The 22,172-nt window shown below is 48.6% G+C and carries 13 protein-coding genes; 5 read left to right on the top strand and 8 right to left on the bottom strand.

The features are described 5' to 3' along the window. Positions 1-182: 182 nt before the first annotated feature. The 3 genes from CRP01_RS30805 to CRP01_RS30780 all read right to left on the bottom strand — a co-directional run bounded on the left by CRP01_RS30805 (position 183) and on the right by CRP01_RS30780 (position 2,665). Positions 183-659: a hypothetical protein gene (locus CRP01_RS30805; RefSeq protein ID WP_185154580.1), complete on the bottom strand. Its 477-nt coding sequence runs from the start codon at positions 657-659 to the stop codon at positions 183-185. A gap of 548 nt (positions 660-1,207) precedes the next feature. Further along, positions 1,208-1,768, bottom strand: a complete 561-nt coding sequence (locus tag CRP01_RS42000) for a hypothetical protein (protein ID WP_143473598.1) — start codon at positions 1,766-1,768, stop codon at positions 1,208-1,210. 396 nt (positions 1,769-2,164) lie between these two features. Further along, on the bottom strand, positions 2,165-2,665 hold the full coding sequence (locus tag CRP01_RS30780) for a hypothetical protein (protein WP_099153914.1): 501 nt from the start codon (positions 2,663-2,665) through the stop codon (positions 2,165-2,167). 179 nt (positions 2,666-2,844) lie between these two features. Between CRP01_RS30780 and CRP01_RS30775 the strand changes: the two genes are divergently transcribed. Then, positions 2,845-5,172 carry a M1 family metallopeptidase gene (locus CRP01_RS30775; protein ID WP_099153913.1) on the top strand — a complete coding sequence of 776 codons (2,328 nt, stop codon included), beginning with the start codon at positions 2,845-2,847 and terminating at the stop codon, positions 5,170-5,172. Positions 5,173-5,472: 300 nt separating this feature from the next. Here CRP01_RS30775 and CRP01_RS30770 read toward each other — a convergent pair whose 3' ends face one another. Further along, entirely contained in the window at positions 5,473-5,637 is a 165-nt protein-coding gene (locus CRP01_RS30770) for a DUF1328 domain-containing protein (protein ID WP_099148859.1), read from the bottom strand. Between the two features lie 683 nt (positions 5,638-6,320). After that, positions 6,321-10,514, bottom strand: coding sequence for a two-component regulator propeller domain-containing protein (locus tag CRP01_RS30760; protein ID WP_099153911.1), 4,194 nt, complete (start codon positions 10,512-10,514; stop codon positions 6,321-6,323). 181 nt (positions 10,515-10,695) lie between these two features. Here CRP01_RS30760 and CRP01_RS30755 point away from each other — a divergent pair, with 181 nt between their 5' ends. The 3 genes from CRP01_RS30755 (at position 10,696) to CRP01_RS30740 (ending at position 14,380) form a co-directional block, all read left to right on the top strand. Next, positions 10,696-12,210 carry an alpha-L-fucosidase gene (locus CRP01_RS30755; protein ID WP_099153922.1) on the top strand — a complete coding sequence of 505 codons (1,515 nt, stop codon included), beginning with the start codon at positions 10,696-10,698 and terminating at the stop codon, positions 12,208-12,210. A 333-nt stretch (positions 12,211-12,543) separates the two neighbouring features. Further along, positions 12,544-13,419, top strand: coding sequence for an AraC family transcriptional regulator (locus CRP01_RS30745; protein ID WP_099153909.1), 876 nt, complete (start codon positions 12,544-12,546; stop codon positions 13,417-13,419). A gap of 145 nt (positions 13,420-13,564) precedes the next feature. Further along, positions 13,565-14,380, top strand: coding sequence for a nuclear transport factor 2 family protein (locus CRP01_RS30740; RefSeq protein WP_394337778.1), 816 nt, complete (start codon positions 13,565-13,567; stop codon positions 14,378-14,380). Positions 14,381-14,512: 132 nt separating this feature from the next. Here the strand turns inward: CRP01_RS30740 and CRP01_RS30735 are convergent, their stop codons facing one another. Next, entirely contained in the window at positions 14,513-16,525 is a 2,013-nt protein-coding gene (locus tag CRP01_RS30735; protein WP_143473597.1) for a sensor histidine kinase, read from the bottom strand. 643 nt (positions 16,526-17,168) lie between these two features. Between CRP01_RS30735 and CRP01_RS30730 the strand changes: the two genes are divergently transcribed. After that, the gene (locus CRP01_RS30730; RefSeq protein WP_233752798.1) at positions 17,169-18,707 is read left to right on the top strand and encodes an alpha-L-fucosidase; all 1,539 of its coding nucleotides are present in this window, start codon (positions 17,169-17,171) and stop codon (positions 18,705-18,707) included. Between the two features lie 69 nt (positions 18,708-18,776). On the opposite strand, the gene CRP01_RS30725 is transcribed toward CRP01_RS30730, so the two are convergent. Together CRP01_RS30725 and CRP01_RS30720 are read right to left on the bottom strand one after the other, a co-directional pair. After that, positions 18,777-20,420: a sulfatase family protein gene (locus tag CRP01_RS30725; RefSeq protein WP_099153906.1), complete on the bottom strand. Its 1,644-nt coding sequence runs from the start codon at positions 20,418-20,420 to the stop codon at positions 18,777-18,779. Positions 20,421-20,748: 328 nt separating this feature from the next. Next, on the bottom strand, positions 20,749-22,095 hold the full coding sequence (locus CRP01_RS30720; RefSeq protein WP_099153905.1) for a glycoside hydrolase family 117 protein: 1,347 nt from the start codon (positions 22,093-22,095) through the stop codon (positions 20,749-20,751). Between the last annotated feature and the right edge of the window lie 77 nt (positions 22,096-22,172).

The raw sequence follows: 22,172 nt of genomic DNA, 5'->3' as shown, positions 1-22,172 counted from the left end.
TTGGGACCGTATAGACCTAGAATCATCAATCTTCGGATTTACAACTCCACAAGGGAAACGGCCAATAGCCAAATTTTATATCGAAGACTATCTCCTGGAGAATTTACAGGGACGGCCTATGCCCATGACTGGGAGTTCCCCTAATCATTCGGGTAAGACCACACTTTTTTAGCAGGCCGTTCTTAATGGATCTCAAAATCAGTCAGATCTTCTACTCCCGCAATATCGGCTAAAGAAACAGTGTATTTACGTAATGTCGTCTGTAGGTCTTCCATCTCCTGGCGAAACAATAAACACTGGACTGGATCAGCAAAAGCTCCGGCCAAGCTCAATTTGTGCCATTTCGCTGTAAAGGGCCGAATAACCTGGTTGAGAATGACAATTGCCAATTTTGCAAAATTGATGCAGTTCGGACCATTTTTTTTAATCACCTCTCTCGTGAGTCCAAAGAGAGCATAAAAACTATCGAGGGCTGACTTTTCATCGCCATGTTCTGGTTCCAAATATTGGGTCGTAACTCTGGTCAACAGTTCGATATACATGTCCCAGGCGGCTGCACGATCAGCATCCTTGAAACTAATACTAGCCTGTAGGAATCCAGCGTTGATATTTAGATTGTCAAGATGCCATTTACTTAGGAGATCTCGTAGACTTGTCATGAAACTTTATTTAGAATTGTACGCTTGTTATCCGTTATTTTAATGGGGCCAAAGTACGAATTTTTATTTCTATATACTTTGATTTCATGGCCAGCGATTCTCGCTATTAGTAAAAAATAAATATGACCTATTCAAGGAGAGGGAAATCGACTTTGATTTCCTTGGCTTTGAATCGGTAAATAACGTTCATAGACATACAAGGCAATAGATCAAAGACCTGTCGGACCTTTTCCCAGAGCTTTTTCTTGGTCTTACAATAGGTTAAGGCCCGGTCAAAAGCTGCGTCCAATCTTTGTGCGATCTGGTCGGTGAGAAAAGCCAGAAAGGTCAGTAGTATGAAATTGGTAGCCAGGTATTTTTTGCCATGCCCGTAGGAATGTTCCAAATGATAGCCCTGATCTTTGAGCCTATTGAAAGTCTCGTTTTCGATTTTCCAACGGCTGCGGCCAATTTTGGTGAGTTCCTGGATGTTGCCAGGGGTAATTTCAATATCGGTTATCCAACTATTGTAGTAGGTCCGTACTCTAGGTGCATCAAATTCTTCCTACTCAAAATAGTTGGTTTGGATATCCTGATGTTGCCCGTTTAGGATCAATGAATTGTGCCATCTGGCAATACCGGAGTGTCCCTTTGGTGCTTCCCATTGTTGGGTTTGAAGGGCATTTTGGGCCTTCAATCCATCTACCTTGGATCAGGACATAGCCTTCCTGGATACCGATCACATAGCGCATCTGCAAACTGGCCAATAATCGGATCATGAGGCCATTGGGGTGCAGGCCATCGAAAACACCCAGTAGTTCGTATGCTGGCAACATTTGCCGTACCACTGGCAACAAGCGTTTGGAAGCATTCAGTTCGCAATCATTCTTGGTCTCCCCATCCTGGCGCACAATGGGCTCACAGGCAACCGGGAAGACCTCTTTGTGATCATAATGAGCCATGACTGCGGTCAAAGCCTGGTGGTGATAAGTCGTTTTGGTAATATCCCCCTTTTTGTTGCGATGTACCTTGGTCAGGCAATGTTCGCAAGCGCTACTGGCGCTGCAATAGTGCTCCGTACCATCAAACAGTATACATTGGTAACGGTCCAAAACACGATATTCCTCCATAATCCTATGTTCAGCAAGTTCTTGCAAGGGACCTTGAAACTGCTCAAGATATGCGATGGTTCAATGCCATCAATGGCTTCGCGCATCGCCGAATCCGAAGGCAGAGATTTAAATTGATAGATCCGTTACAAATTGGCTTCCCGTTCCGGATAGTTATCATCGGCCCAATTCCAGATCCATTTAGCCCCGTCACCAATGATCACTTTGTCAGTATAACCTACAAGATGCCGCTCAAATTTCGGGAAGAACTCTTCTACACTCCCCAAGTGGATCACATAGACTGATTCGAACACTTCTCTTCTATGGGCCTGAATATCAACTACTTGTCTATCGTGAAACAGTTGCCCCAACTTTAACTCACGCCATCCCTGATCTCGGGTTAGACCATTGACCCATCTACATTACGTACATCTTGTCCTGGCCTTTGCCTGATTCCAGACGTGGCGGAATAACTGCCTTACAATTGGCCTTTACCAAAGGATCTATAGCTTTACCATAGTGCGTACACACCCGCTGGATCGGTGGCGTACAAACGTCAATACCCAGCATTGTTGCAAATAGCTCTGAGGCTTCTTCATACACCACCGATTGGCCAAGTAAACATAACAGCCCTCGTATCCGCTCACTAATCCCAAATTTCAACGTCCCTTTACTCAAGGTATGATCTTTTCGCAATTCAACTCGCCCCAGACTCGTCAGTACTTTTTTTGAATTACGACTCTTCGGTAGCTGACCCTGTGATTTAGAGATCAAGCCCCGAGCAAACTTTCTTGATAACTCTATTACTCGCTCTTCATATTCAGTGGACGAGGTGATCTGAGATTCCTCCTCCAAAAATTGCTGTACCTCTTCTCGCATCGATTCTAATATGGCATCTACTTTTTCTTCGGATTTCATAACTCAGATTTTGTCGTTTCATTTCCAAGTTACGATTTTGTGCAATTTGTTATACACACCACAACACCGGCCATGTTGGGATTATTCTTAACTTTGGTTTCGTGGGTACATTACCTCCGCAAGTTGCGCATCTATTGTATTCATTTCTGACGAGAGGATTAAACTATCAAAACTTATTTATGAAAAAGATTCTTACACTCACCCTGCTATTGGGGCTTACCGCGTTTATGATTCAAGCGCAGAATCCCAATTTAAATTACAACAAGTTCAAACAGTTAAAGGAAGAGTTTCCTACTCCCAATGCTTACCGTACGGCTTCCGGAGCACCGGGCCACGAATACTATCAGCAAAAGGCAGATTATAAGATGGATATCCGATTGGATGATACCAATCAGAGAATTTACGGAGACGAAGTGATCACTTACTACAACAATTCTCCGGACGTCCTGACCTATCTCTGGGTGCAACTGGATCAGAATGTCCGAGCAAAAGATTCGAAAACCGTAAAGATACAATCCGGTGAGATCGACGGCCGGATGAGTTTCAGTCAATTGTCCAGGATGCATAATCCGTTTGACGGCGGGCATAATATTGAATACGTGAAAAATGCAGCGGATAAGGATATGAAGCACCATATCGTGGGCACCATGATGCGGGTGGATCTGGATCAGCCACTGCAGCCCGGTGCAAATGTATCCTTCAAGGTGAAGTGGTGGTACAATGTTCCATCCGGTGGCCGGGGTAAAGCGGAATACTTTGCCGACGATGACAACTACATCTATACCATCGCCCAGTTTTTTCCCAGAATGTGTGTTTACAATGAGGTCGAAGGATGGCAACATAAAGAATTCCTGGGCAGAGGTGAATTCACGCTGGTGTTTGGTGATTACGAAGTAAATATCACGGCTCCGGCTGACCACGTTGTTGCGGCTACCGGTACGTTACAGAACCCGAAGGACGTAATGACCAGCGAGCAACGTAAAAGAATGGATACTGCCCGTAAAACGACCGACACTCCGGTGATGATCGTCACCCGGGAAGAAGCCATTGAAAACGAAAAGACAAAGTCTACGGAAGAAAAGACCTGGACCTTCAAAGCAGAAAATGTACGGGACTTTGCTTTTGCCTCCAGCCGCAAGTTCATCTGGGATGCAATGGCTTTAGAGCAAAATGGCAAAACCGTCATGTGTATGTCGGCCTACTCCAAAGAGGGGTACGAACTCTGGCGCAAGTTTTCGACCCGCGTCATTGCCCACACCATTGAGGTATACTCGAGAATGACTTTTGACTATCCCTATCCGGTAGCGTGGTCAGTCGATGGTAGTATGGGTATGGAATATCCGATGATAGCGTTCAACTACGGTCGTACCGAGTCGGATGGCACCTATTCCGAGCGTATGAAATACGGCCATATTGGGGTGATCATCCACGAGATCGGTCATAACTATTTTCCGATGATCGTTAATTCCGATGAGCGACAGTGGACCTGGATGGACGAAGGGATCAACAGTTTCCTGGATGCTGTTGCCGGTCAGGAATGGGAAACGGATCACGACTGGGGCGCACAACCGGCAAAGATCGTTTCTTACATGAGCTTACCCAAAGAGAAGCTTTCGCCGATCATGACCAACTCAGAATCGGTGAAAAATTTTGGTCCTAATGCCTATTCGAAACCCGCCACCGCACTCTATATTTTACGGGAGACCATCATGGGCCGTGAGCTGTTCGATATGGCTTTCAAAGAATATGCGAATCGCTGGATGTTTAAGCACCCGACACCGGCTGATTTTTTCCGCACCATGGAAGATGCTTCCGGTATAGACTTAGATTGGTTTTGGCGGGGTTGGTTCTATTCTACCGATCACGTTGATCTGGCCATCAATAAGGTACAGTGGTTTCAGGTAGACACTAAAGATCCCGAGGTGGAGAAGGCCCTGGCCAAAGCGAAGCGGGAACAATCGCCCAAATACATCGGCGATCAGCGTTACGAAGCGATGGAGTCACTGGTAGAGCGCGATCCGACTATGAAGGATTTCTACAACACCTACGATCCGCTGGATGTAACCCCGGAAGACAAGGAAGCTTATGAGCGTTATCTGAGTCAATTATCTCCGGAAGAAAAAGCATTTCTGGAGGCCGGCTATCATTACTATTCTATCCAATTTGAAAATTTAGGCGGTTTGGTCATGCCGATCATTCTTGAATTCCAATTTGTAGATGGCACCTCCGAGATCGTAAACGTCCCCGTTCAGATCTGGCAAAAGGAAAATGAACAGGTGAATAAGGTATTTTTCTTTGAAAAAGAGGTAGAAAAAATCATCCTGGATCCACTGTTAGAAACCGCTGACACCGACCGAAATAACAACTACTGGCCCGAAACCCGGGAACCTTCCCGTTTTGAGCTGTTTAAAGGTAGAGCGAGAAGTAGAGGTGGCAGTGGTGCGGGCAACCCCATGCAACGCGAGCTGCAACGTAAGCAGAATGATAATAGTGGCAGTGGGAACTAAAACACTGTAACAAAAGTAGATATTATTACAGCCTACTGAACTGTTTTGAAATGTTATAGCCACGATTTGATCTGATAGTCAGGTCAAATCGTGGCTATTTTTTTGGTGGGGATGCTAGGTTGTACAAAAGCACCCTTTCCTGGGTAGATGATTCGTTTCTATAGGCGACTGCTAAAATAAAGATGGTCCTAACCCATCGGGAAAGGACCACCTGTTTTGACGATCTAACAGATCATCTATGTAATGTTACAATTTATGCCAAAATAGTGTCTTGTATTTTTGGCATTATATTATTTGTCTTTACACTCTTTTCACGGCACCGGACAGCAGAGAAACTACCAATAAAACAATAAATACCCAGAAAAGGATCTTTGCGATTCCAGCCATAGCTCCGGCAAATCCACCGAATCCGAGGATGGCAGCGATAATAGCAACTACAAAGAAAATTAATGCATAACGTAACATAATATAATGGTTTTCAGGTTAATAATAGGCATTTCAGTAAAATTGAAATACACTACTAAAACACTAATCTTGAAGGTGGTGTTCGGTCAGGTTTGTAACTTGGGGGTCTGAATCGGAGTAGCAGATCGGCAAAATCACTTCCTTTTCTGAGTATTTTCACCTCTTACCTTTTCACATTTCAATGCCTCCAAAGCAGAAAATTCTCTAAGTTTTCCGGCTATTAGGGGTAATTGTGGGAGAGGAGGCCATTAAAGGTCGAAGCTGTTAACAAGAAAAGAAAGGGGAGATATAACGACGCCAAGCAAGACTTCAGGTTCGGTAAAGAGATCATCCCTCAATCTATAAAACAATGCCCGACTACCAATAGCAGTCAAGCATTGCAAAAAGTTCTGGATAAGCAATCCAATGGAGTAGATCGCTCACCCTAAAAATGCCTATTACTGTCGTTCCGGGATAGGACATATGATCCGGACTGTAGAACAAATGACTACAAATCGAAGGTACTGGGCGCGGTGGCCCCTTGCAGACAGATGGACATGGTGTCTATTGCCGGTTAACGATCCCGACAGCCGGTAAACAGTACGACCGTCAGGGCAGTTATAGCCAATCCTTTACGATATATTTTCTGTGCTACAAATTCCCGGAATATTCCGGACAGATCAGGATAATTCATGGAGACCGGGCTATGTTTGGATCTCCTCCTTGCCGGATCTTTTTTGCTTCTTCAGATATTCGCTGGGTACAACGCCAAACTGGTTTTTGAAACACTTGGAAAAATAGGATGCCGTATTGAAACCAGTCATGAACATAATCTCCTTAATGGTATAGTCACTTTTTTCCAAAAGCTGGACCGCTCGTTTGAGGCGGATCGTACGGATAAACTCGCTGGAGGATTGTCCGGTCAGGGCCTTCAGTTTGAGGTAGAGCTTACTGCGACTCAGGTACATCTCCCGAACCAGCGCTTCCACATTAAATTCCGATTCCGACATGTGATCCTCTATGATGGACACCGCTCTTTTCAAAAATTCCTCATCAGCGGAGGTGACCGTGATCTCTTCCGGTTGCAGCAATACTTCCTGCCGAAAACGCTGTTTGAGCCGTTCCCGCAGGAAGTAAATATTCAGGAGCTGGGCGCGTAAGATATCCAGTTTAAATGGCTTAGCGACGTAGGCATCGGCGCCGGTACGCAAGCCGGCAAGCCGGTCCTCGTCGGTCGATTTAGCCGTCAGCAGCACAATTGGGATGTGGCTGGTCAGCGGATCGGTTTTGAGCGCTTCGCAGAGTTCGATACCATCCATTTTCGGCATCATGATGTCGCTGACGATGATATCCGGCAGAGAGGCCCGCGCCACTTCGAGAGCCCTTTCGCCGTTCTCAGCCTCGATAATACGAAAATCGTTCTGGAAGCCCTCTTTGATAAAACATCGGATATCCGAATTATCATCTACAAACAAAAGGAGAGGCAACTCCGGTTCCGATTCCCCGATGCCAGAGAGCCCGGCCGGTATTTTAGCGATTTTATCCGCCAGCAGGTATTCCAGCGGTTCCGAACTTGCCTTGAACTGCTCCACCTTACCCCGCTCGATCTCCGATCTCAGGTAAGCTTTCTTTTCCATTGGCAGGCGAACCGTAAAACAGGCCCCCTCGCCCTTAACGCTTTCTACTTCAATGGTACCATGATGCAGATCTACCAGACTTTTGGTGTAAGCCAGTCCGATGCCGGCCCCGTCTTTATTCACCCTACCTGATCCTTCTTTGTAAAAGCGTTCAAATATCCTTTTCAGTCGATGCCTGGAGATCCCCAGGCCGTCATCCTGCACCCGGATCTCCACAAAGGATCCGGGAATATCCTTTACAACTGCCTCTGTTTCCAGCACCTCCACCGAAATGTGCCCCCCGGCCGGAGTAAATTTGAAGGCGTTAGACAACAGATTATACAGGACCTTTTCCACAACGTCCGGATCAAAGAAAGCTAAGATGCGGCCATCCGGCGGCAGAACCTCAAAATGAATAGCTTGTTTATTTGCCAGAAACTGAAAGGGTTGGGTAATACTTTCAATGAAAGTGAATAATTCGGCGCGGTCTACCCGCAGATCCATACTCCCCTGATCCAGTTTACGGAAATCGAGCAGTTGATTCACCAGCCGGAGTAAATATTTGGCATTCTTGTACATGTAGTGATACTGCTGTTGTAAATTATCGGAGGTGATCGTCCGGCCTTTTTCCAGAATGAGTTCCAGGGGGGAGATGATCAAGGTCAGAGGCGTCCGGAGCTCATGGGAGATATTCGTAAAAAAACGCAGCTTCATCTGATTAAGCTCTTCCAGTTTTTCGCGTTCCAGGTGCTGGAGCGTCAGGCGATGTTTTTCGTGGACACCGATGACCGTATACCGCCGGAACAGCCAGAGCGCCGTAAAGATCAAGGTCGCGTAAAGCAAATAAGCCGGCCAGGATAACCAGAAAGGCGGTTTGATCTCGATCTGCAGCGATGCCGGTTCTTCCGTCCAGAAACCATCCGGATTAGCGGCCCGGACCAATAGGGTATATTTTCCATGCGGCAGGTTGGTGAAAGTCGCAAAGCGTTTTTCCGGCCCCGTTTCGATCCAGTCCCGGTGGTAGCCTTCCAACCGGTAAGCATAACGGTTCTTTCGTGGCTCGGCGTAGTGCAGCGCGGCAAATTCAACAGAGAAATCATTTTGCCGATATTTGAGCGTAATCCGGTCGGTAAGCGATACCGAGCGCTTGAGGATTACCCGACCATCTATTTTTTCATTGGGTTTCACCTCCCGATTATGCACCAGGAAGCGGGTAAAGATCACTTCGGGCGGCGTTTTATCAAGTTGAATATTTTGTGGGTTAAAAGCATTGAAGCCATTCACTCCTCCAAAAAAGAGGAGGCCGTCGGAGCGTTTAAGCTTAGCGTTTTCGAGGAACTCAGCGGACTGCAGCCCGTCGGTGGTGGAATAGGCCTGAAACTGCCCGCTAAGCGGATCAAAACGGGCCAGTCCTCCATTGGTAGCCAGCCAGAGAAAACCAGCTTCATCCTCAAGAATGCTTTTGACCGTATTATTGGGTAGTCCATCACCCTCCAGATATCTTCGGAAACTGATGCCCCTTTCGTCGTCGTAGACGAGCTGATTGAGGCCACCGCCAAAAGTACCTATCCACAGGTAGCCAGATGTGCTTTCCAGGAGATCCAGTACATAATCGTGACTGAGGCTTTGAGAATCTTGCGGATGGTGCCGGTAAGTACGAAAAACCGGATTATCCACGGCCGTCTGTTCTGCATCGATACGACTGAGTCCCCTGCCGGTACCGATCCAGATATTACCATCCTTATCTTCGTAAACTTTGCGGACGATATTATTGATCAGGCCGGAATTCTTCCGCGAAAACCAGTCTTTCCGGTAACCACCTCCGGGTTTCGGCATCCATCGCCATAGCCCCTTGTTGTAGGTGCCAAACCAGAGATATCCTCTTCTATCCTGCAGGATAGAAAACACCGGGCCCAGCGCCTCCGGTACCGGTGCAATATTTTCCGGACCGTTTTTGGAGAGGACGATCCGATGCAAGGTCGGCCAGTCTTCAGAGCCGGCGTAAATAATCTGCTGCCCGTTTTCGGTGACCTCCTCCAAAGCGAAAACGCGGGCGGCTCCCGGTACGGAAGTGAATGCATCATATTTCGGTTTTCCCTCGCGGGCGGCATGCTGAAACAAACCGCCGCCTTCCGTACCGACCCACAAGTTGCCGAAGCTATCTTCGAGCATGGAACGTATCTCCGCATACCGGTGCCCATTACGCACCAGGTCTTGTCCGAATTGATAAAAAGCTTTGCGATTAGGGTCAAATTTATTCAGTCCGCCCCCGATAGTGCCCACCCAGATGATACCGGTGCGATCTACAAGAAGGGATCTGATCACATTTTTATTCAGGCTGTAGCGATTGTCCGGCTGTGCGTTATGAGCTGCTACCAAAAGTGGTACCGTATCTGTGGATGCAAGCTGAAACTGGAACAAACCTTGATAGGTGCCTACCCAGATGCGATCCGGACCTTCCCGGATGAGCGCCTGGATCGACAGATCCCCGAATTTCCTAAAACCGGGCTCGAAACCAGATCGGATCTGGCAGTAGATCCCGGAGTTGGTCCCAACGATGAGCCGGCCGAGTTGATCCACCACCAGGGCTTTTACGTTCTTGCCGTCTTCAGCGTCTATTTTGATCTGGTCAAAAGAAAACCGATCATTCAATTCCTTGGCTTCACACCGGAATAGGCCTTGCGTAGTTCCGATCCAGATATTGCCGACCCGGTCTTCGATAATTTCCTGTACAGCCAGTCGTGCCGTGTCGCTTCCGGTCAGCACCCGCTGGATCTTAACGGGTTCATCCGGCTGCCGGCCGGGCAGCACAACGTTGAGTCCGTCGATCGTACCTACCCAGATACGTCCCCGTCGATCCGTATACAGACTTAAAATGTGATCGCTGGATAGGCTGTTCGGATTAGCGACTTCGTGTTGAAAATAGGTAAAGGTTTCGGTTTGGGGATCAAAGCGATTGAGGCCGGAACCCGTGGTCCCGATCCAGACATTTCCCGCAGCGTCCTCCGTAATTGCAAAGATAAGATTGCTGTTGATGGACGTCGTGTCATCCGGGACCGGATTGAATACAGAGAACTCGTAACCATCGTACTGATTAAGGCCATCATTGGTCCCGGACCAGATAAATCCCCGACTATCCTGAAAAATACAGGTGACTACATTTTCGGACAATCCCTGTTCGGAAGTAATGTGTTCGAAGCGGATCTGGTCTATCTGAGCCTGGCAGAAAGCGGGTATTGCCAGCCCGAACAGTGCCACCCAAATTTGTTGAAGGCATTTCATCTTACTAAGATCGCAATAAAAAAGTGCTTATGTATAACAAATGGTGCGGATGCTAACAGATATGGATCTTTAGCGACAGCATACCTGCTCCTTGCTGCAAAATTGACAATTCGAGCATTTGTTCTGTCATTTAAACCAAGTGTGATAGTCACTCCCGGATCGGCGGGTGATCTTTGAGAATATGAAAACAATATCGATCACCGCATCACTTATTATTTTTTCTTTGCTCTTTAGTGGCTGCCGCATAAGGCCTGAACAGCAAAAAGCTACAAACCCGGATCCATTGTACCAACCGGAATGGATTTCCCTGCAACGACATCAGACACCGGAATGGTTTCTGGATGCCAAGTTTGGCATCTACTGTCACTGGGGGCCGTATTCAGTGCCCGCGTACCAGACGGAATGGTATTCGCACCGGATGTACCTCGAAGGCGACCCGATCCGGGCGTACCACGAAAGCACTTACGGACCCGTCCACGAGTTTGGGTACAAGGACTTTATACCAATGTTTACCGCCGAGCGATTCGATGCGGATGAATGGGCCGAACTTTTCCTACGGGCCGGGGCTAAATTCGGTGGGCCGGTCAGCGAGCACGCCGATGGGTTTGCTATGTGGGATAGTCGCCTGACCAGGTGGGATGCCAAAGATATGGGGCCGCGGCGGGACGTTGTCGGTGAAATGGCCGTAGCCCTGCGCAAGCGCGGGCTCAAATTTATAGCCACTTACCACCGGCACTGGATGTATGCCTGGTTCCCCACCTGGGACCCACAGGCCGACGCTTCCGATCCTGCACTATCCGGATTATACGGACCAAAAGTGCCGGCAGGGACTTTTGTGATGGCCAGTCAGCCAACGGTGCCCTTACCGGACGAACAATTCAACCGGGAATGGTACGACCGCATTGTCGAAGTTGTAGACAAATACGAGCCGGACCTGGTCTGGTTCGATAACAAAATGGACATCATTGACGAAAAATACCGTTTGAAATTCTTAAGTCACTACTATAATGCAGGAAACCGGCAGGGTAGGGAAGTGGTTGCGACCTACAAGTTTACCGATTTCCAGCCGGGCTCAGCGGTGCTGGACCTGGAGCGGGCGCGGATGAGCGAATCTAAACCTTTTCCCTGGTTGACCGATGACTCCATTGACTGGAAAGCCTGGTGTGACATACAGAATCCGGATTATAAATCCGTGAATCGCCTCGTAGATTTCCTGGTAGACGTAGTGAGTAAAAATGGCTGTCTGCTTTTGAATATCACGCCACAGGCAAACGGCGAGATCCCCGCCCCGGTCCGGGAACGGCTATTGGCGATGGGCGACTGGCTACGCATTAACGGGGAAGCGATCTACGGCACCCGTCCCTGGGTGATGTACGGAGAAGGTCCGACGGAGATCGTGGAGGGCCATCTCAGCGAACGCCGGAACGCCGATCACAGCGCGCAAGACATACGCTATACCACCCGGGGCGACGCCCTATACGCTATTGTGCTGGACTGGCCGACCGACCAGGTCGTTTTGCCGGCACTAGGTACGAATAGCAAATGGTACGGTCAACAGATCGGGTCGGTAAAGCTGTTAGGCTACGAGGAGGAACTGGAATGGGAACAGAAAGTTCAGGGTTTAGTTATTAAATTAGGGGCCCGACCGAGAGACCTGGAACACGCATTTGTATTCAGGATCAATGGTAAACCCTAAATGGTTGACACCACAAATACCGTAAGGAAATTAGGTACTCCGCGGTTGTGTGTTTAAAAATAAACGCATGGGCCTAAAATACTGTTTACGTTGGTTAGTCGGCGCCACGATCCTGTCGACCGGTGATCACCCTTTCGTCATCAAATATTTCTACCAGCATAGCCAAAACCAATTGAGTATCGGGTACAAGATGGAGAGCGATACGGAATTTTCCCCATTTGAGGATCTGATCAAAATTCTACCCGTTGGTGAATAGTTCAATTCCCGTATCTGTTGTTTATTTCGTGGCCCTCAATTGCCGCAAAACCAGCCCAAAACCAAATTAAGAACACCATGATCGAGGATCCAATCCATATCAAATTCCAGAATCGCCAAAATCCACAGGCCGGATTCGATCTGATCAGGTTGGAAGATCTGCTCAGTCGCGAATATACCGGCCATTCGCCCCAGCAACTGCATCGGGTCGAGTTCTACATTATTATCCTGGTGGAACGGGGTCGGGGCGGGCATACCATCGACTTCGTGGATTACCCTTACGAGAAAGGCACGCTTATCACGATCCGGAAGGATCAGATCCATCGTTTTCATACGGTCGAGGGGGTACGGGGCACGCTGCTGCTTTTCACGGATGAATTTCTGATTAGTTACCTGGAAGCGCTGGAGGCCCTGAAATCTCTGCAACTGTTCAACGAATTGTTGGGAGTGCCAAAAATACAGCTAGACTCCGGCGAACTGGATGCGGTACTTCATCTGATCCAGAGGATCGAATCGGAATATTTTACGGTAAACGATGAATACTCTCTGGGCATTATCAGGAGTGAACTACACATCCTGTTGGCAAAACTCTTTCGCATCAAGTCGCACAAAAACCAGATTGTAGCCAATCGCAAATATCTACGTCAATTCATTGATCTGCAGAATCTGGTGGAGCAACAGGCAACTACTTACAGTCAGGTACAGGAATATGCTAAAGTACTGGGCGTGAGCACCAGAACGCTGAATACCATCACCCGAAACATCATCAACAAATCCGCCAAACAATTTATTGATGATATTCACACCAAACAGATCAAGCGTTTACTGATCAATACAGAACTCACCGTTAAGGAGATCGCTTTCGAATCCGGTTTCGACGAATCCACTAATTTTTATAAATATTTCAAACGGCAAACCGGCCTTACCCCGGAACAATTCCGGAGCAGTTTCTGAGTACTTTCCCATTTTTACAGTCTTTAGGCTTTTTCGGATATCCATTAGGGGGCCTCCAATGCTTCATCTTTGCAGCGTAACATTCACCATAACTACCAAGATGAAGTCATTATCAATTTTCAGTCCATTTGTGCTGGTACTCCTAATGATCGGGTGTCAGGCAAATCCGGCTGCAACCACAAAAGCCACAAGCATGGAATTAAGCAAGAAACAGAAAGCTGTAGCATTGATCGAAAGCCTGGAAACCGGGGCGCAGGAACCGGCAGGCTATATCAATCCGGAAAAATACATCCAGCACAATCTGGCCGTTGAAGATGGTCTGGCCGGCTTCGGCAAGGTTCTGGCCAATGCTCCGGAGGATGGGTTCAAAGCCGAAGTTATCAGAGCTTTCGAAGATGAAAACTACGTTTTTCTCCACGTCAAGTATGATTTTTTCGGTCCCAAGGCCGCATTCGACATTTTCCGCTTTGAAGAGGGTAAGATCGTCGAGCACTGGGACAACCTGAGTGAGATCACCGCTCCCAACCCCAGTGGGAGAACCCAGTTCGACGGTGCAACGGAAATTACTGATCTTGATAAAACAGCCGCGAATAAAGCACTTGTCCGGGCCTTTGTGAATGATGTGCTGAAGAACGGTGAAACCAACAAGATCACGGATTACATCAACCCGGAAAAATACATCCAGCACAATTCACAGATCGCCGATGGGTTGGACGGACTGGGAGCCGCGCTGGAATACTTTGCGGAGAACGGACTGGTCCTTGAATACGACAAGACCCATTTGGTGCTGGGCGAAGGAAACTTCGTACTCACCGTAAGCGAAGGTAAATTTGGCCAGGGAGACCATGTCGCCTATTACGACCTGTTTCGGGTGGAAGCCGGAAAGATCGTAGAGCACTGGGATGTGATCCAGAGCATTCCTCCCCGCACGGAATGGCAAAATGAGAACGGGAAATTTTAAGCCGGAATTTCCTCGTTTTAGTCTGGAGAACGTGAGTTGCCGGCACGGCGGCTCACGTTCTCTATTTGCAGCAATAGAACCGAACGGGTGCCTGATCACCTGGCTGTTTGCTCATTCGACAGTCGGGAATATTCAAGCTTCCTGCTTAAAACGGATCCGGAAAGTACTGCCTTCATTTTCCCCGGAGCGAAGCACCGAGATATCTCCGTCAATTTTTTCGATCAGCCGTCGGGCGATACTTAGTCCCAGGCCGGATCCTCCCTGTTCCGATCGACTGTTCAATCTCCGGAACATTTCAAAGATCTGCGCATGGTATTTTGGCGCGATACCGATACCGTTATCCTCGATCTCAAAAACGTGCATTGGAGCGTCTAACCGGTAACTGACCTTGATCGTTATAATCTCCTGTTGATTGTACTGTACTGCATTATTCATGACACTTCGGAAAATTGGTCTCAACAGTTCCGGAGGGGCCAGGATAGAATCATCTGTAGCGCAGGTCAGTTCAAGCTTCTTGTCCGGATAGTTCGTTTGAACCTCTGAAAAAATCTCCTCCAGAAAGCCCAGAACTTCGATAACGGATCGCGTGGGATCAATAATCAAATGGGCCGTCTGGAACAGGTTTACGTCGGCAATAAGGCGCTCCAACTGCCGGCCACCCCTAAGCACGAAATCAAGATACTGTAGCGCCTGGTCGGGGTTGGCAATATTTCTGCCGGCCAGTTGGCTGAATCCGACAATGCTCCGCAGGGGTTCTTTTAGGTCATGGGATAAGATCCGGTTGAACTCCTCCAGTTCCTGATTGGATCTATCCAGCAATTCGTTGGCACTTTGCAGTTTGGCGGTGCGGATGGCAACTTCCTTTTCCAGCCTTTTGCTGTATCTGCTCTTCTGGTAAAAAAACCCGAAAAGCACGAGTATGAATAATGATGACAGGACTATGCCTCCGTAAAGCAACTTCCGTTCTGCCCGGTTGCTTGCGATCTCTGCCGCGAGAATAGCGTTATCTCTTTCTTTTTGTTCGTAATCGTACCTTACTTTTAAATAAGCGGTCTTCTGTCTTTTAATATCCTCATCTTTTTGGTCCTTCACTTCATTGTGTTGTAGTACATACCTGTAGGCCGCTGCAAAATCTCCCAGCTCTCCGTACACTTCGTACATATTGGCATAGGTTTCGATCTGCCGATCTAAATCAGTCGAATCCGTACGCTGGAGAATACCCTCATATACCTCGATCGCCTCGGGGTACCTCTTTTTTGCCCGATAGAGATCGGCGAGAAACTTCTGGGTATTAGCAATATTATTGTGATCTTCCGCAGTAGTATTAAAGGTGATGAGCTTATTATAAATAGTATCGGCAGCATCGAGTTTACCCTGGGCCAGGTAAATATTCCCCTCCAACAACAAAGCGTCGGATCTCAGTATGTTCAGCTCATGGGCATCCATAATCCCGAAAGCTTCCCGCAGGGCCAGCAATGCCTGATCGTAAACTTTCATATCGGTGTAAGTTTCCACCAATTCGTTGTAGGTTAGGGCCAGCGTAGCCGGCCTTATTGCATAGACTTTACTGTAATCAACAACCTGCTGATAGCAGTGGATCGCCTCTTCGAAATAGCCTTCCTGATCGAACAGTTGCCCCAGGGAATACAGGTTGCTGACCACGGAACCGGTGTCCTTAGCCGCTTTCCCCAGTTCGATCCCTTCGTAGTACGCATTCTGAGCAGCTTCCAGATCACCCAGTGACATGTAGGTAAAACTTTCGAGGTAGTTAAAAGTCCTGATCTGGGAATCGGTAATGCCCTCGCTATTTCGAATAGATTCGCTATCGACGATTATCTGGAAAGCGCCTAAAGGGCTAGCCTTACTGTACTCAAAGTAAATAGAATAGAGGATGTACTTAAAGACGGTGGAGTCGGGAATAGCCTGTTTCTGATCGAGTATTTTCCGGCATTCATCCAAAGCCAGTTGGGTGATTTCCAGATTGCCGTAAACGTATTTATCAATAGAGTCCAGATAGATCGAAAATCTCTCCCGGGCGGTCATTTCCTCCGTGAAGGCATTCGCAAAAATGTCGGGTGCCTGAGACCAGGCACTCTGCGAAATCGACAATAGAAGAAAGCTAATTATGATCTTGATCTGTTTCACGCAACACGGTTGAGCATTACTTTTACGGTAGTTTGCTTTGGTGCAGCATACCGAAACTAAGAAGCGCCCGGCGACTTCCAAATTAGGGGGAGAAAGTGAAAGGATCACTGGATCCGCCGAAACCAGAGACGGTACGGCCCCCTTATCACCGGGCCCTAAAGCAGGGATTTTGGCAACAGGGATGTTGAAGCGACCTCATTACTGGCAGCGCACCTGCTAATGTACTAATTTTGGCTCATCATCTAAATAGTATAGCGACAAATAATGATACCAGAAATTCGCTACAGCGGATCGGGTATTCAGCGCCGACTTTCCTTCTTTTCCTCGTCAACCGCAGTATTACCGTACACCTGCCGATCCTTTACAATAAGCTACTATCCGTGCGTCATCTTTTGGCCGCCGGTATGACCGGTATTGTCTGATCCATTCTACTCAGTTCAACCGGAACCATTTGTATTAGGATCCAAATCATACGTCGCCCTGTCTGATGTGCTTAACCGTCACCTTTGTAAAATGGATAGATAAGAATCGGATTTCACCGGATTCACTGGGAATTATCCATTACTAAAAAGCCGGACCGATTAGCTATCGGGCGAACCGTTTAAAGTTAATGGTCCGATCAATAACAATTAAACCAACAAACATGATGCGATCCTATTTTTGGCTGCTGCTGTTTGCCGCCACCACTACATTATACCGATGTGCAGATGTCCGCGCCTCCGAACGGGATACTACCACCGACGCGACTTCCGGTTCCGGAGTCTTTACGGCCGACTGGGAGTCACTGGAAAAATACAACGAAAGCCCGGAGTGGTTTGCCGACTCTAAATTAGGTATCTACTTTCACTGGGGGCCCTATACCGTTCCCGCTTTTGGAAGCGAATGGTATCCGCGGAATATGTATATACAGGGCAGCAAGGAATACCAACACCACCAGGCTACTTTTGGAGACCAGAGCGAGGTTGGTTACCACGATCTGATCCCGGAATTTACGGGTGAGCACTTCGACGCAGCAGCCTGGGCCGATTTGATGCAGGAAGCCGGAGCCCGCTGGGGTGGTCCCGTCGCCCAGCACCACGACGGCTTTGCCATGTGGGACAGCGATCTCAATCCCTGGAATGCAGTCGACATGGGACCGAAGAGAGATATTACCGGGGAGATGGCAACCGCCCTACGCGATCGGGGTATGAAGCTGATCACCAGTTTTCACCACGCCCGTAATCTCCAGCGTAATGCGGCTGATACTGCACACTGGAACGGTTGGTCCAGTCATTTTCCCTACCATCCGGACTGGGCCACCTCCAGTACGGAGGAGCCGCTACGCTGGCTCTACGGCAATGTACCGGAGGAGGACTGGAACCCCTATTGGTTTGGGCAGTTGAAGGAGGTGATTGACCAGTACAACCCGGATATCATTTGGTTCGATGTGTGGCTGAACCTAATCCCCGAAAATTACCGGCAGGAATTTTGTGCTTATTACCTCAATCATGCCCGGGAACGGGGACAGGAAGTAGTAATCGCCCACAAAAAAGATGATCTGCCCATAGAGGTCAGCATTCTCGATATTGAGCAGGGTGGGAAGAAAGACGTATCGGAGCGCGTTTGGTTGACGGATATTACCCTGAGTAATCAATCCTGGAGTTATGTAGACGGTCAGACCTATAAGGACCCGGCCCTGGTTATCCGGAATTTTATCGACGTGGTCAGTAAAAACGGGATCGTGTTGCTCAACATATCGCCAAAAGCAGACGGATCTATCCCGGAAGCGCAGAAACAGGTGCTGCGCGCGATGGGAAAATGGCTACATACTTACGGCGAAGCCATCTACGATACCCGGCCCCGCCTGGAATACGGCTACGGTACTGCCAAAGCTGATGAAGGCCATTTCGGGGGGCAATCAGCGACGGTGAAATACTCAGCGACCGATGTGCGCTTTACCGAATCCAAGGATCAGAAAACCATATACGCTATTTTTCTGGGAGCCCCGAAACCAGGACAGAAGGTAGTGCTGAAAAGTTTGAAATCAATCGCTTACCCGCCGAAATACCCCGTTAAAAGAGTAAGTGTGCTGGGCATTGATGAGGAACTGGAATTTGCTTTCGACGATCACGATAATTACGTTGTCCTTCCCGAGGCGCCAATGAATGAGACCGCCACGGTCGTAAAGATAGAGATGGAGTGATTCGATTGAGCCTGCCGGTCCCGGTCGGGATCCGGCAGGCCTGATATAGCTTACTAACGGGGCCGGTATTTACCAATATTTTTCGATCACCTGCCCGAGATGCGGATACGCGACATCCCCTTCCTGCAGTTCCTCCCGCATGCTGATCAGTTTTGCTTTAAGATCATCCACTATTTCCCGGTAAGCCGGGTCCTCGTAACGATTTACCAGTTCCCGGGGATCTTTCTTCAGATCGTACAGTTCCCAGGCTTTGGGCGTTGATTCAATCGGAAAGGACTCATCCATCCACATCATGGTCTTCTGCCCGTATTTGGTGGTATCGTAATGCTCACTGTAATAGTAGATCAATTTGTAATCATCCGTCCGAATGCCAAAATGGGCCGGCACGTCGTGATGCACCAGGTGCATCCAGTAGCGATAATAGGTTGCAGTGCGGGCGTTCGTGGCTTCTTCGCCCCGCACTACATCGGCAAAGCTTTTTCCCTGCATGTAATCCGGCACGGATCCACCGGCCAGTTCAATCAGAGTGGGAGCGAAATCCGTATTGTTGATCAGGCGATCCGAGCGGTCGCCCTCACCTACGAGAGCCGGGTAATGTACGATAAAGGGCATCCGCATGGACTCCTCGTACATCCAGCGCTTGTCCATATAGTCGTGCTCACCGAGCATCATACCCTGATCCGCGGTGTACACGATGATCGTATTCTCCCAAAGGTCATTGGCTTTCAGATAATCGAACAGTCGTTTCAAATTATCGTCTACGCCTTTCACACAGCGTAAGTACCTTTTCAGGTATTCCTGATAGGCCAGGGAAGTAGCAGAATCCCGGGGTTCGGCCTCAATACCGTACTGTTGGGTATAGGAACGGTACCGGTGCCGGTCCGAAACCGAAGTGCCGATGCGGTGTACCAGTTCGCCATTTTCGCCGAATAGCGCAGCGGAACCGAAATTCGGCTGGTCGTATAGAGAAGCGGGTTCTGGAATATGCACTTCCGAAAGATAATCTTCGTAACGGGAGGCAAACTCAAAATCATCGTGGGGAGCTTTGTAGTGATGCATCAGGAAAAAAGGCTGATCTTTTTTCCGTTTGTTATCCAGCCAGTCGAGCGTGATGTCCGTGATCACATCCGAAGAATGGCCGGTGTATTGCGTAATGTTGACTGCCCGGCGCAGGCCCTGGCCAAAGCGTAGGGTATCTACGCGCTGCCCTTCTTCCCGGGTGTAGAGGATCGGATCAAAGTACTTTCCCTGGCCCGGCAATACATTGTAATAATCGAAGGCATCGGGCGCTTCCTTCAGGTGCCATTTACCGACCATAGCCGTCTGGTAACCGAGTTTTTTCAATTCCTGCGGCAGGTATTGCTTTTCAACCGGTAAGCGACCGTCGAGGTCTAAAACGCCGTTAGTCTGACTGTACTGACCGGTAAGGATGTTGGCCCGACTGGGGGTGCAAATGGAATTGGTACAGAAAACATTGGTGAATAACAGGCCGCTGGCGGCGAGTTCGTCCAGCACCGGTGTTGGATTAACTGCGGCCAAACGACTGCCGTAAGCACCAACTGCATTGTACGCGTGATCATCGGACATGATGAAAACGATATTGGGAGGTTGGGGTGCTGCTGCGGTCTTCGTCTCGTTTGAACAGGAGACCAGTGCACACGATCCCAGAAGTATGAGCAAAAGCGAAAAGCCAGAACTAGTATACGGTACCATGTTAGCAATTTTAGGGTGGTAATTGCGTAAAAATGGCGAATAATCGGAGTGGAATATACTACAAATGGTTCACAGCCTATAAGGTATGTTCTATTATGACCCGACGCAGCGTGATGTGGTTCGGATCGATCTTTCCCTGGTAAGGGGATCTAAAATTAGCTACATATTCGCTTTTTGGAGTATTCCCAATGTGCGAAATAAAACTTTCTTTTAATACATCCTAATTCATGATCACGTCCAATGTCACATAAGATAGTCCTCTACCCACACAAATCAACTAAGAAAACCCGGAGCACCAATAATCCCATAAACCGGAGCCGAACTAACCCTATTCCGATTGGTCCAGCAGCAACTGGTTAGTCTTTGCGATCCGTTCCAGTTGACTGGTATTCAGCGCATGCTGGTAGTAAAATTCAGGTTTGTAATATTCATTATGTTTTTTCATGTCATAGTCATCTACATCCAGGCTCAGGTCACAATCAAAACGGGTGAGTACCGAATGGTTTTCCGCCCAGGTAGTGACGTTGGTAAAATGGGAAAGGCCCCAGGTGATACCGCGTCCGTCGTTGGAATCGGTAAAGGCATCCGGCACAAAAGACCCGGCGGCGGTCGGCAGGAGGGAAACAATCGATGCGATCTCGAAATTCACACCATCCGCAGCGTACTGGATCGTATGGTGTTCATTCCCGTCTCTGGTCACCATAGCCGCCATGCCTTCTTTAAAGGGAAACAGCGAGGTTTCGTGGCCGGAATTGATGACTGGATTCAACGGATGTTTCTCGAAAGGGCCCAACGGATCATTGGCCACGGCCAGTCCCTGCATCCGTACCAAACGGGGATCTCCGTCAAAATCAGACTTGTAATACAGATAGATCTTGCCCTTATAAACAAACGGATGAGGATCGTGGATAGAGTACTGATCCCACTCACCGACCGCGCCGTTGGGGATCACCACCTGTTGGTAAGGTGTCCAGGGGCCATCCGGCGAATCGGCGTAGGATACGGCCACCGGGCAGTCATCGCCGCGTTTGCCGCTGGCTTCCAGGAATCCCTGGTAATAGAGGTAGTATTTACCTTCCCAAACCAGAATATCAGCGGTACTTACCGAGCGCCATCCCACCTGGGGCTTGGGCGGACGGGCGACAGCAACTCCCTGTTCTTCCCAGGTAAAGCCGTCCTCGCTGGTAGCGTACCAGATCTCGGCCAGATCCCAATCCCGGGAAGGAATACTATCGTTGCTCAGTTCGGCCCCTTTCGGGGGGGTAGGGGTATGCCGGTAGGTGTACCACACATAATACTTCCCATTGGCAAAGATCACCTTAGACGGATCGCGGCGCGAAACCGTGCCGTCGTGGCCGTGGTAGTCGAAACCTTTTAATTCAGTATACTTAAACTGGGAATACAGCTCATTATCCTCCGGCCGGGGAGCCATATACCGGGTATAGTTCCGTTCCAGCGCTGCGCTCAGTTTTCGCTGCGGTCTTTCATCCGGCAATCGGAAGGGGAAACCTGTATTTTCGATTGCGTTTTCCTCCGGTTGCGAGGATGTACTTTTTTCGGTATTGACCGTACACCCGGCGATTAACAGCGTAAGCAAAAGAGGTAACAGGTAAAGCCCTGTCCGGCCGGCATCCAGCCATTTTTCACTTTGGATCTTCAGGTCGATGATCAGCATAAGTTGTCGAATTCTAAGGGTTAATAGTTGGAAGAGTTTGATTTATCTGGCCGGGAATTTATGATAAAAAATTTGAG

It is taken from the genome of Flavilitoribacter nigricans DSM 23189 = NBRC 102662 (assembly GCF_002646595.1).
Classification (GTDB): domain Bacteria; phylum Bacteroidota; class Bacteroidia; order Chitinophagales; family Saprospiraceae; genus Flavilitoribacter; species Flavilitoribacter nigricans.
This window is presented reverse-complemented; position numbering and strand designations above follow the sequence as displayed.